This window comes from Burkholderia sp. LMG 13014, assembly GCF_905232215.1.
In the GTDB taxonomy this organism is placed as follows: domain Bacteria; phylum Pseudomonadota; class Gammaproteobacteria; order Burkholderiales; family Burkholderiaceae; genus Burkholderia.
In genome coordinates this window covers 1-11,467 of sequence record NZ_CAJNKE010000160.1, presented here as the reverse complement: position 1 = coordinate 11,467, position 11,467 = coordinate 1, and the positions used below count along the sequence as shown (strand labels likewise).

16 protein-coding genes are annotated in these 11,467 nt (G+C 62.7%); 11 read left to right on the top strand and 5 right to left on the bottom strand.

Translation table 11 applies throughout. The features are described from left to right. Positions 1-199 precede the first annotated feature (199 nt). Both guaA and JYJ84_RS17460 read left to right on the top strand, forming a co-directional pair. Positions 200-1,819 carry a glutamine-hydrolyzing GMP synthase gene (gene guaA / locus JYJ84_RS17465; RefSeq protein WP_122945683.1) on the top strand — a complete coding sequence of 540 codons (1,620 nt, stop codon included), beginning with the start codon at positions 200-202 and terminating at the stop codon, positions 1,817-1,819. A 309-nt stretch (positions 1,820-2,128) separates the two neighbouring features. Continuing rightward, a complete protein-coding gene (locus JYJ84_RS17460) occupies positions 2,129-3,340 on the top strand; it encodes a site-specific integrase (RefSeq protein ID WP_175223078.1) in 1,212 nt (403 codons plus the stop codon). On the opposite strand, the gene JYJ84_RS17455 is transcribed toward JYJ84_RS17460, so the two are convergent. The 5 genes from JYJ84_RS17455 to JYJ84_RS17435 all read right to left on the bottom strand — a co-directional run bounded on the left by JYJ84_RS17455 (position 3,312) and on the right by JYJ84_RS17435 (position 6,854). Continuing rightward, positions 3,312-3,557, bottom strand: a complete 246-nt coding sequence (locus JYJ84_RS17455) for an AlpA family transcriptional regulator (RefSeq protein WP_175223079.1) — start codon at positions 3,555-3,557, stop codon at positions 3,312-3,314. The two genes, JYJ84_RS17460 and JYJ84_RS17455, sit on opposite strands and share 29 nt — an antisense overlap. Before the next feature lie 99 nt (positions 3,558-3,656). Beyond that, complete coding sequence (locus tag JYJ84_RS17450) at positions 3,657-4,028, bottom strand: hypothetical protein (protein ID WP_175223080.1); 372 nt, start codon at positions 4,026-4,028, stop codon at positions 3,657-3,659. Further along, positions 4,025-5,014 (bottom strand): recombinase RecT, encoded by a 990-nt coding sequence (locus JYJ84_RS17445; protein WP_175223081.1) that lies wholly within the window; start codon positions 5,012-5,014, stop codon positions 4,025-4,027. The genes JYJ84_RS17450 and JYJ84_RS17445 overlap by 4 nt, the downstream gene beginning before the upstream one ends. A 53-nt stretch (positions 5,015-5,067) precedes the next feature. Then, a complete protein-coding gene (locus JYJ84_RS17440) occupies positions 5,068-6,099 on the bottom strand; it encodes a YqaJ viral recombinase family protein (protein ID WP_175223082.1) in 1,032 nt (343 codons plus the stop codon). A 212-nt stretch (positions 6,100-6,311) separates the two neighbouring features. Continuing rightward, positions 6,312-6,854, bottom strand: a complete 543-nt coding sequence (locus JYJ84_RS17435; protein WP_374102108.1) for a helix-turn-helix domain-containing protein — start codon at positions 6,852-6,854, stop codon at positions 6,312-6,314. Positions 6,855-7,028: 174 nt separating this feature from the next. Between JYJ84_RS17435 and JYJ84_RS17430 the strand changes: the two genes are divergently transcribed. The 9 genes from JYJ84_RS17430 to JYJ84_RS17390 all read left to right on the top strand — a co-directional run. Beyond that, positions 7,029-7,385, top strand: a complete 357-nt coding sequence (locus JYJ84_RS17430) for a hypothetical protein (RefSeq protein WP_175223084.1) — start codon at positions 7,029-7,031, stop codon at positions 7,383-7,385. Positions 7,386-7,458: 73 nt separating this feature from the next. Then, positions 7,459-7,839: a hypothetical protein gene (locus JYJ84_RS17425; RefSeq protein ID WP_175223085.1), complete on the top strand. Its 381-nt coding sequence runs from the start codon at positions 7,459-7,461 to the stop codon at positions 7,837-7,839. A 36-nt stretch (positions 7,840-7,875) separates the two neighbouring features. Next, complete coding sequence (locus tag JYJ84_RS17420) at positions 7,876-8,754, top strand: DUF2303 family protein (protein WP_175223086.1); 879 nt, start codon at positions 7,876-7,878, stop codon at positions 8,752-8,754. Positions 8,755-9,080: 326 nt separating this feature from the next. Then, positions 9,081-9,584 (top strand): single-stranded DNA-binding protein, encoded by a 504-nt coding sequence (locus JYJ84_RS17415; protein WP_175223087.1) that lies wholly within the window; start codon positions 9,081-9,083, stop codon positions 9,582-9,584. After that, positions 9,577-9,795 carry a hypothetical protein gene (locus JYJ84_RS17410; RefSeq protein WP_175223088.1) on the top strand — a complete coding sequence of 73 codons (219 nt, stop codon included), beginning with the start codon at positions 9,577-9,579 and terminating at the stop codon, positions 9,793-9,795. The genes JYJ84_RS17415 and JYJ84_RS17410 overlap by 8 nt, the downstream gene beginning before the upstream one ends. Further along, entirely contained in the window at positions 9,792-10,280 is a 489-nt protein-coding gene (locus JYJ84_RS17405; protein WP_205184369.1) for a hypothetical protein, read from the top strand. The genes JYJ84_RS17410 and JYJ84_RS17405 overlap by 4 nt, the downstream gene beginning before the upstream one ends. Then, positions 10,277-10,777 (top strand): Ref family recombination enhancement nuclease, encoded by a 501-nt coding sequence (locus JYJ84_RS17400; protein WP_175223089.1) that lies wholly within the window; start codon positions 10,277-10,279, stop codon positions 10,775-10,777. Before JYJ84_RS17405 ends, JYJ84_RS17400 begins: the two co-directional genes overlap by 4 nt. Continuing rightward, positions 10,774-11,049, top strand: coding sequence for a hypothetical protein (locus tag JYJ84_RS17395; protein ID WP_175223090.1), 276 nt, complete (start codon positions 10,774-10,776; stop codon positions 11,047-11,049). The genes JYJ84_RS17400 and JYJ84_RS17395 overlap by 4 nt, the downstream gene beginning before the upstream one ends. Continuing rightward, on the top strand, positions 11,046-11,467 hold a 422-nt coding region (locus JYJ84_RS17390), incomplete at its 3' end, for a hypothetical protein (protein WP_205189321.1). The genes JYJ84_RS17395 and JYJ84_RS17390, both read left to right, overlap by 4 nt.

Below are 11,467 nucleotides of genomic sequence, written 5' to 3'. Positions count from 1 at the left end.
CCGCACCGTCACCGGCTTCATCCGGCTCCAGTCAATCGTCAGGCGGCGTCGCACTCGACGAGCGCCCGCCGATGCAGGATTGACCGGCCATGCGTCGCGCGTGCTGCCTTCCGCCCGACGCCGCTGTCCATGCTATTGACGCAGCGCATGATGTAAATGATGCGCTGCTTTTCTTATTCTCTTCATCCCGTCCGCAGCCATGCACGACAAAATCCTGATTCTCGACTTCGGTTCGCAAGTCACCCAACTGATTGCGCGACGCGTGCGCGAAGCGCACGTCTACTGCGAAATCCATCCGAACGATGTGTCCGACGACTTCGTCCGCGAGTTCGCGCCGAAGGCGGTGATCCTGTCGGGCAGCCACGCGAGCACGTACGAAGACCATCAGCTGCGCGCGCCGCAGGCCGTATGGGATCTCGGCGTGCCGGTGCTCGGCATCTGCTACGGCATGCAGACGATGGCCGTGCAGCTCGGCGGCAAGGTCGAGTGGAGCGACCACCGCGAATTCGGTTACGCGGAAATGCGTGCGCACGGCCATACGCGCCTGCTCGACGGCATCGAGGATTTCAAGACCGACGAAGGCCACGGCATGCTGAAGGTCTGGATGAGCCACGGCGACAAGGTCGCCGAGCTGCCGCCGGGTTTCGCGCTGATGGCGTCGACGCCGAGCTGCCCGATCGCCGGCATGGCCGACGAGGCGCGCGGCTACTACGCGGTGCAGTTCCACCCGGAAGTCACGCACACGGTGAAGGGCCGCCAGATCATCGAACGCTTCGTGCTGCAGATCGCCGGCGCGAAGCCCGACTGGATCATGAAAAACCACATCGAGGAAGCCGTCGCGAAGATTCGCGAGCAGGTCGGTGACGAGGAAGTGATTCTCGGCCTGTCGGGTGGTGTCGATTCGAGCGTCGCGGCCGCACTGATCCATCGCGCGATCGGCGACCAGCTCACCTGCGTGTTCGTCGACCACGGCCTGCTGCGCCTGAACGAAGGCAAGATGGTGCTCGACATGTTCGAGGGCCGCCTGCACGCGAAGGTCGTGCACGTCGACGCGGCCGATCAGTTCCTCGGCCACCTGGCCGGCGTGACCGATCCGGAAGCGAAGCGCAAGATCATCGGCCGCGAGTTCGTCGAGGTGTTCCAGGCCGAGGCGAAGAAGCTGTCGAAGGCGAAGTGGCTCGCGCAGGGCACGATCTATCCGGACGTGGTCGAATCGGGCGGCACGAAGACCAAGAAGGCGACGACGATCAAGAGCCACCACAACGTCGGCGGCCTGCCGGAAACGCTCGGCCTGAAGCTGCTCGAGCCGCTGCGCGACCTGTTCAAGGACGAAGTGCGCGAGCTGGGCGTCGCGCTCGGCCTGCCGCCGGAGATGGTGTACCGCCATCCGTTCCCCGGCCCGGGCCTCGGCGTGCGGATTCTCGGCGAGGTGAAGCGCGAGTATGCAGACCTGCTGCGCCGCGCGGACGCGATCTTCATCGAGGAACTGCGCAACACGACCGCGACCGCGCACGATGCGGCTGCCGGCCTGTGCGGCGAAGCCGATGTCGGCAAGAGCTGGTACGACCTGACGAGCCAGGCATTCGCGGTGTTCCTGCCGGTCAAGTCGGTGGGCGTGATGGGCGATGGCCGCACGTACGACTACGTGACGTCGCTGCGCGCAGTGCAGACGACCGACTTCATGACCGCACACTGGGCGCACCTGCCGTACGCGCTGCTCGGCCGCGCGTCGAACCGGATCATCAACGAGGTGCGCGGGATCAACCGTGTGGTGTATGACATCTCGGGGAAGCCGCCGGCGACGATCGAGTGGGAATGATCGTGCGTCTGGCAGCATCTAGCACGAAGTAGCACTAAAGCGCTAATAAGCCCGTGATTCCACGGGCTTTTTTGTTTTCTAGTCTGGTATCTACAGGCACGTTGCGGCACGCTCAAGCACGCTTTTCCAGTGGCACTATGGCTGGTATAGAATCCGCTCGTACCATGTGCCGGGTTCAGTACCATGCCATATCTTTGCACTGGTTGCATGGTATTTAAAAAGCATAACGTGTTGAATTAAAACGGGAAAATCACGGCTTTACCATGCTGTTTTTAGCATGGTATTCAGCCTGTAGATGCGGGAGAGAACATGCTCACTGATACCAAGCTGCGGAACCTGAAGTCGAAGGGCAACCTCTACAAGGTTCCCGACCGTGACGGTCTGTACGTGGCCGTCACGCCGGCCGGCGCGATTTCGTTTCGCTACAACTACTCGATCAATGATCGTCAGGAGACGATCACGTTTGGTCGGTATGGCGCTGGTGGCCTGTCGCTCGCGGAGGCGCGCGAGAAGCTTGGTGAAGCGAAGCGGATGATTGCGGAGGGGAGGTCGCCAGCGCGCGAGAAGGCGCGTGAAAAAGCACGCGTTCGCGACGCGGAAACGTTCGGTGCCTGGGCGGAGAAGTGGCTGCGGAATCATTCGATGGCTGACTCGACGCGCGATATGCGCCGCTCAATCTACGAGCGCGAGCTCAAACCCAAGTGGGCGAACAAGAAGCTCGAGGAGAACACGCACGAGGACTTGCGCGCCCTGACCGATACGATCGTCGAGCGTGGCGCGCCGGCGACGGCCGTTCACGTGCGCGACATCGTGATGCTGGTGTACCGCTTCGCCGCAGAGCGGGGCAAGAGCGTCGCGAATCCCGCTGACATGGTACGGCCGACGTCGATCGCGAGATTCGAGGCGCGAGAGCGCGCGCTGTCGCCCGACGAAGTTGGCCTCTTTTACGAGTATCTCGACACGACGGCGGCCGGCCCGCAGTTCAAGGTCGCGTGCAAGCTTCTCTTGCTGACGATGGTTCGGAAAGGGGAGCTGACCAACGCGAAGTGGACGGAGATCAGCTTTTCCGACGCACTCTGGACGATCCCGAAGGAGCGGATGAAGCGGCGTAAGCCGCACCTCGTGTTTCTGTCCCGGCAGGCGCTCGATATTCTGGTCGCGCTCAAGACGTTTGCTGGCGGCTCAGAATGGGTTCTGCCGTCGCGCTACGATCCCGGCGCACCGATGAGCAACGCGACGTTGAATCGCGTGCTTGAGCTGGTCTACAAGACTGCGCAGAAGGAGGGCAAGCAGTTGGGGAAGTTCGGGCCGCACGATCTTCGCCGCACGGCCTCGACGCTGCTGCATGAGGCGGGGTACAACACGGACTGGATTGAGAAGTGCCTGGCGCACGAGCAGAAGGGCGTGCGCGCGGTGTACAACAAGGCAGAGTATCGCGAGCAGCGTGCGACGATGCTTCAGGAATGGGCGGATATGATCGACGGCTGGACAATCAAGCCACGGCCGCTTGCTGCTGCATGACCCTGGGGCCGGGCCGCGCGGCCCGGTCATCGGATGCCTTGCGCTCGTCGATCCAACGCTGGACTTCAGCCAGATCCCAAGCGACATTTCGGCTCGTGAGTGCAATCCGGCGGGGGAATTCCCCCCGATGCTCCATGTTGAAGATCGTGCGTTCGGAGAGCGGAATCATCGCAAGGAGCTTCTTGCGGTTGATGAGGACAGTTTCCATGTTCGTCATTCGCCGTTATCTAGCACCTGCATGAAATTGCAGGAATTGACACGACAATATCCCAGGTTGTTTGGTTTTGCAATCGAACCATTGGTCTTATTTTGTGATTCACCTTTGGTCGGCCCACCCGTACTCGATGCGGGCAGACTGCTTGACGCGCAGGACGCTGTTGAAGTTGATCCCCTTCCACGAGAAAGTATTGTTGTTCCCAGCGCCGATGTACAAGAGCGCCATCAGGTGCATGGCACGGGCTTTGTCTTTGCTCGCGCTATCGCGCACGCGAATGCTGACGTTGCCAGTCGAACTGGTCGTGTGCGGATAGAAGATCAATCGCACGCCTGGCGCGACGAAGCGGAATGCCTCGTAGTCGTGCGTGCTCCACGTCAGCTCGCCGCCGGTATCGGCGAGCACGTTGAGCGCGATGGCGAATTCTCGTTTCGCCATGCGCTGGTACTTCCCGGCGTTCGGATCGCGGCTCACTGCGTTGCCCCCATTCGCGACCCATCATCGTGTGGCGCTTGATCGGCGGGAAGTCCGGATGCGGCAGTGCGAGCTTTGCTCACGATACCGGCCATGCGTGACGGGCGTCGCTGATCTTGTTCGGCGCGTTGGTCGGTGACAGCAGGCGTCGCGGGCGTGTCAGGAGCGGTCGACGGGGATTCCTGCGTGATTGCTGACGCGTCGATGCCCCGCTGATTGAACCCGTCGAACCCGGATGCCTCGTTGTCGTGCTCGATCAGGCGGTCGAGGCGATCGGAGCTGTTCGGCAGCAGCTTCGCGGCGCGCTTGATGACGGCCTTGATGCCCATCTGGTCGTACCACTTCGTCCACGGGCTGTTCGGGCCGTTCGCGTTCTTCGAAGCGAGGCGCGTCTTTTCGATGTCACGACGCGGCATGACCTCGCGATGCGCTTCGCCGTTCGCGAGCCGCACGATCACGTAGGCGGCGATGATCTTTCCCGGATCGTCCTCGCCCAGAAACGGCTCGTGCTCGATCCGTGGATCGTCGCCGCGCGTGAATTTGAAGTGGTCACGTTCGTAGACGGCCGCCGCGTCGATATGCGCAATCTCACCGGAGTTGCGCATTACCTTCAGGATGCCGCGCACCATCGGGAGGTACTGGACGGTTGGCACCCACTCCTCGATCTCGCGGCCCCGATCGTCCCTCGTTTTTACCTTCGTGCTGTAGATGTTCAGCACCGCCTCGCGGCCGTCTGGGAACAGGCCATCCGCAGCAGCGCGCATGCAGGCCGTCATCAGGCTCAGACGATCCGCATACAGCAGATCAGCGTTCATTTGCACGCTGGTCAGAACCGTGCGGATGAAGCGGTCGACGTCGATGTCGGGCGGGAGCGCCTTCGCGATCTCCGCGCGGATGCCGCGGTTCAGTTTGTCGCGGAACTCGGCGTATGGGGTCGGCTTTTTCTGCTCGGCCGGCGGCTGCTCGTTGTTCATTGGCTCGCTCATGTCTCTCTCGGATAGAGGTTTGGTGCGGCACCGTACCGCACCAATCGATTGCGTCAGACCGCTGCCTTCTTCTCGGTGATCCGCACGTTGCGAAACGGCGGCACGGCCGCCTCGATGTACGCGGCCGGGATTTTGCTGATCGAGATCGTCACGCGCTCCTGCGCCTCGCGGTCGTAGGCGCGGAACGATTCCTTGTTCGTGCCGGCCGAGATGCTGAAACCCGCCGCGCGCACGGCCTTTGCCGCCTCGATGATGGTCAGCAGCTCGGCCTTCGCCGCCTTCTTCCGCTCGCCGGCTGCCTTCTCATCGGCGCCCGCCGCTTTGTAGTCGCGGCAGAGCTCGAACACGCGCGGATTGTCGGTCAGGTCGAGCGTGCTGCCGTCATTTTCGAGGTACAGCCTGCTGATCGTATCCGCGTCCTTCGTGTAGTTCGGCTCCGGCGACACGCCGGTATCGACGCGCGCCCAGAAGTTCGCAGCACGCTCGACGATCAGCGCGCCGACCTCACCATCCCGCTCGCGGATCACGGGCTTCGGCGTGTTGCCGCCGACGAGGGGTGCGATCAGGCTCCATTCCAGATCGGCGACTTCGAGCTGGTGCTGCACCTGGAATTCGATGTGCGGGGGCGCTTCAATCACGTCGCCGTCGTCGATCCACGCGCGGCGGAACTGAAGGCCATCGACGTTCTTCACTTCCATGATGCCGGGCCCGTGGCGGTCGAACATCTCGCGCGCCTGGTTGCTGGGATGGCCGGGCACAATGCCGATGATCTTGAAGTCGAACGACGAACCCATGCGCAGCGATGGGATTCGCATGTAGACCTTGAACGGCTCGACGATCAGGCCGTAGTCCTCGGCGATGCCGGCCGCGATCGCATTCTCGAGCCGGGTGCCCCACTTCATCCGCTCATTCTCCTCGAATTCCTTGGAGAGGCGCCCGGTCTTGAGCTGGTGCAGCTCGAACTCGGTGAAGTACGGCGATGCGTCGAACAGGGCGGCGGCCTCGGTTGACGTCAGGTCTTTCGCCCTCATCGCGAGCCATTCGCGCTCGCTGTTGAAGGTCAGGGTTTCGCGAATCATCTGCATGGAGCCGCTCCTTTTATAGGTGTGGTGCCGCATTGTGCGGCATGGTGCTATTCGAATGCGTCTAACGACGGGCACCTGATGTCAGGGCCGTTGCCTCGCTATATCGCAGTAATTTCATTGTATGGGTTCGTGGTTCGAAAATGCAACCATTATTTTGTTATGGCGATGGCTTGGAATCGGTGCTGGCTGGGGAGGCGGGGTGAAGCGACGGCTTAGAAGCGCGCCACAAGCAACGGTGCCGCCCATTCGAGCTCGCAGTTCTCGCGCGTGAAGGGGCCCGAGAGGTTATAGGTGCCTTCTCGATAGCCGCGCTTGATCGTCGCGACGACGGCAGGGCCATCCTTGATCTTCGCTGCGCAGAAGCGCCCGAATGCTTCCGGCGCAACGCCCTGCGGACGGGTGCAGAACATGACCCAGCCGTCCATCCACGAGAGAGGCGTGTCGGCGGTCCTGCACTGGATTGCCACGGCGTCGTCGGGCAGATCGTCCGGCGCTTCCGTGCGCTCGATCACTGCCGTCGACTCGTTCAAGGTGAGCGTGCCGCCAGCGCCGACGTGGCCAACAACGCTGACGCGCTGCCCAGACGTCGGTCGCACCTCGACGCCAGCATTGGCCGCGACCTCATGAAATGGGACACCGAAAATCTGCGAAATCTGGGCGGCTTCATCTAGCTGAAGCTTTCGCTTACCAGCAAAGGCCAGGCTTAGTTGCGAGTGCGTCATTTCCATCCGTGTCGCGAGGGCACGAAGGGACATGCGACGGGACGTCAGAAGGTTGTCGAAGTATGCCCTGTTTGTTTGTGACATTGCTTGCTCCGGTTCGTTTTGGTTCTTGTCTTACACCATTCTAATTGGTTTATTACCCGAATCTCTTGACATAGTGGTTTTGAAATCGCACCATACGGGCATTCAACCACCACGATAACAGCCATGAAGATTGCAGCCGAATGCGATATCACGCCGGACGCGGCAGCAGACCTCCGCAAGACTCTCGGCCTGACGCAGCGTCAATTTTGGGGTTCCGTGGGGAGCAGTCAGGAGAGTGGGCACTGGTTCGAGACGGGGCGGCGCAAGGGTATTCCGCGCCCGATTCGAATCCTGATTTTCCTCCGGTACATCGCGCGCCTCGAATTCGACGTCAGTACGCCGGACGCGGCCGATGCCGTGGTCAAGGTCGGCACGGAAATTTCCGCCAAGATCGCCGCGCAGCGCGCGGATGACGAAGCGAAGGTTGCAGCGCGTCGCGCGAAAGAGCTTGCCGCTGTCGCGAGGCGAGTAGCGGCCTGACCGCAACGTTTTCATTGCCCGGCCGCCGAACGGCTGGGCTTTTTTACGCAGCAGCATTCCCAAGGAGAGAGCAATGGCAGGCCCCAAACCGTTCAATGACACCCTCGTCCAGCTCCGCTACGGCGAGCTGCACAGCGAGCTCACGGACGCAGTCAACGAAGTCGTAACGAAGGTTGCGACTACCCAGAAGAGCGGAAAGATCACGCTGACGCTCGCATTCAAGTCCGGCAAAGGCGGTCAGATCGAGATCGCCGACGAGCTGAAGGTTGTGCTGCCGAAGGAAGAGAAGGGCAGCACGATCATGTTCGCGACCGTCGAGGGCAACCTTCAGCGCGAAGATCCGCGGCAAAAAACCTTCGAAGGCATCCGCAGCGTCGAGCAGGAAATGCAGGCACGCAAGGATACCAACGCCGCCGCTCCGCTCCAGCCGCGCGCAGCAGCCGGCGGCGCGTAAGCAGACCTAGCACCACCGCCGCAGCACCTTTCAACCATGACCATTACGTACACCGAAACTATGGAAAAGACCGACATCCAAGCCGCGCTTGACGCCGGCACCGCCCTCGCCGGAATCCGTGAAGCCGTCAACGGCACGCCCGTTGCGATCATTCCCGAAGGCTACCGCGCCATCGAGCTCGATCACCTTCTCGGCGCGCCGACGCGCCATTCCGGCATCGCGACACTCCTCGATGCGGCGAGCTTCATCGCCTACGTCAACGAGTTCAAGGGCGGCACCACTCCCGCCCACGATGCAAAGGCTGTCAGCAGCGCCCGCACGACGCGCCTGTACTACCGCATCGATCCGAAACCGCAGTTCGTTGCCGTCCTGAACGACAACACGGGAGACGCGCCGGCATGGGGTGACTTCCGCGCCGTGTACGACGCGCCGCTGTCGAAGGAATGGAAGGCGTGGACCGAAATGGACGGCAAGGCAATGGATCAGGAGCAATTCGCCCTGTTCATCGAGCGCAACCTGCCGGACGTCAAGAACCCGGCCGCGGCCGACATGCTGGAAATCGCATCGACGCTCCAGGCGAAGAAGGGCGTCAACTTCGCGAGCGGCACGCGTCTGTCGAACGGCGAAACGCAGTTCGTGTTCGAGGAAACCGTCACGGCGACGGCCGGCCAGCGCGGCCAGTTCAACGTGCCCGACAAGATCGAGATCGTGATCCCGGTTTTCGACGGCGCGACGGTCGGCGACCTGCTGATCGCGAAGTTCCGCTACCGCATCGGCGGCGCGAAGCTGGCGATGTGGTACGAGCTGGATCGCCCGCACAAGGTTCTCGAAGTCGCCGTTGGTGACCTGCACAAGCAGATTGCCGAAGGAACGGGCCTGCACGCATTCAAGGGCGTGCCGCCGAAGGGCGAGTAAGCAGTCCCCAGCGCGGCACGGCCGCGCATAAATCGACCGCACGATAGGGCGGATGCCGGAACCCGTAACCGGCACCTTCACGCATGGTGGTCGACGCAGATCAGCCCGTCCTAGGCAACGTCGTTAAAGTGGCGGCGGCCGCCAGTCGTGAGGGTGAGCGCAGAGTATCGCGCCGGAACGCGATGAACCGCCCGGTAAGGTTCGCCCATTCGGCAAAGGCCACGTCGAATCGTCTGTCCGGGCTAGAGGGAGAAAGCCCCTCCACCCTCTATTTGACACCACACCACACCGTATGGTGTGAACCTCTACTCGAGTTGGAGCTCTACATGATCCTCACTGGATACGCGCGCATCGGCGAAGACGCGCAACTTCGCTACACCCCAGACGGCACCGCCGTCGCCAATCTTTCCCTCGCCTTCAACTATGGCCGCCGCGACGATGACGGCAAGCGCCCTACCCAATGGGTCGACGCTTCGCTCTGGGGCCAGCGCGCCGAATCCCTGATCGACTACCTCGTGAAGGGCCAGGGGCTCGACGTCGTGCTCGAAGACCCGCACATCGAGACATACCAGCGCCGCGAGGGAGGTGAGGGCTTCAAGCTCGTCGCGCGCGTCCTCATGTTGGATTCGCCGGCAGCGCACCGCAGCAGGACGGCCAGCAGCAGCGCCAGGGCGGCCAACGCCAGCAGACCGGCGGACAGCAGCAGCGCACCGGCGGCCAGCGCAATCAATATGCCGATCAGACCGGACGCGGTAATCGCGCGCAGCAGCGCCAGCAGCGCCGCGAGCCCGGCATGGACGACGACACATTCTGAGGTGAGACATGCCTGACGAGATCGATATCGCAAACGAGCACGCCGAGTGCATCCTGAACGCGCAGATTGCCGCGGCGCGTGTGCGGCCCGACATCCCGAAAACCCTCACCCATTGCCTGAACGGTTGCGGTGACGCACCGGCGCTGGGATCGCACTACTGCTGCCCAGATTGCGCACAGGATCACGAGGGCCGTATGCGTGTCCGTCAGCGGCAGGTGGCCCGATGAGCGACATCACGCCGACGTTTCATGGCGAGATGCAGCTCGCCGGCTGGTCCGAGACGCACACGGGCGGCTGCAAGGTCACATTCTGGCTTCACGACCCGGCCGACCTTGAGGCGTTCCGCACGCTGACCGTGCGCAAGGGCAATCAGGCGGGGCACCGCTTCATGGTTGCGATGGTCGAGATCGGCGATGACGAGCAGCCCATTCAGCAGCCCGCGCCAGCGATGCAGGGGCCGGACAAGTCTGAATACGGACAGCACTATACGGTGCTGTACCGTGCGGGATGGTTTCATAATCCAAAGGTCGTCTCGGCGTTCCGTGTGCGTATGGAGCTGCTTCCCGAGCAGCGTATCGAAGCAATCAAGCGGACGATCTATCAGGCGATCAGCGTCGACAGTCTCACCGACATTCCGCCGCAGGCGTTCGCTCAATTCTGCCAAGAGATCGGCATCCGACAAACGCTGCCAGCAGCGTTCTTTGCGCCATGAAGAGCACCGCGCTCGTCCGCAAGACGACACTGGCGCGCGGCACGTCGACACTGAAGCGCACGGCGTTCGCGCGCAGCTCCACGCCAAAGCCGCGCCGCACCGGGCCGCCGAAGGTGCGCGACACGCCGCGCCCGCGCGTGGTTCCGTCGTCGCTTGGCCTGATCCACATGGGGCGCGTCGCCGAGCTCGGCTGCATCGTGTGCCTGAACCTTCGCCTTGGGAGATCGGCGGCCGAGTGCCATCACGCGCGTTGTTTCGCTGGTGGCGGCCAGAAGTCCACTGACTTCCACACGATTCCGCTCTGCCCCTTGCACCATCGGCTCGGTGGCTCCGGCGTCGCGCTGCACGCGGGCCGGCAGACCTTCGCCCGCATTTTCGGCACCGAGCCTGAGCTGCTGTTGCAGGTGTTGCAGATGCTTGGCTTCGCCATATTCCCTGAACAACTGGCGCGGCCTGACCTGGGCGCGCTCCTCTATCCCGAACGGGTGCTCGCATGAAAATCGAAATGGGAAAAATCCCGATCCGTATCGAGCTGGACGGCCCTGCGGTCGGTGATGTGTATCGCACGAAAGGGGGCCGCGGCACGACGAAGTTTTTCGTGATCGCCTCCATCGTCGGAAACATGGCGCACGCGCTGGGAATCGATGGTGATGGAGTGATCGTCAGCACGACCAGCTACGGCGTGGACACGTTCGCGCGGCGCAATCTCGTTGGCCGCGTCGCCGGCATGGCCGACCTCACGCTGAATATCGAATGGGAGGATCTGTGAGCAAACGATACGGCCGCAACCAGCGGCGCCGCGCGCGCGAGCGTATTTCTCAGCTCGAGCAACTCGGCGAGCGCAACGCTACCACCATCATGCGTCGCGACTGCCAAATCCGCGAGCTGGAGGAGCACGTGCGGCAGATGGCCAACGAGATTGACGACCGCAAGGAATACGAGCGCGCGGTCGCGTCGATCGTCGGGCACCTGTCGATCGCGGCCGGCGAGCCGAGCTTTCTCGGCAACCTGTTCGACGGCATGCGGCTCGTGCCACAGCTGGCGGCGTTTCAGGAGTACGGCCCTCATGACATCGAGGAGGTCGTGCGCACCGAAACGCTGCGCGTGCTGTCGATCGAAGCGGTAGCGGAGCCGATGCGGCGCTCGATCCTCGTCACGACGGCGCTCGCGGGGCGCCGCGCGGCATA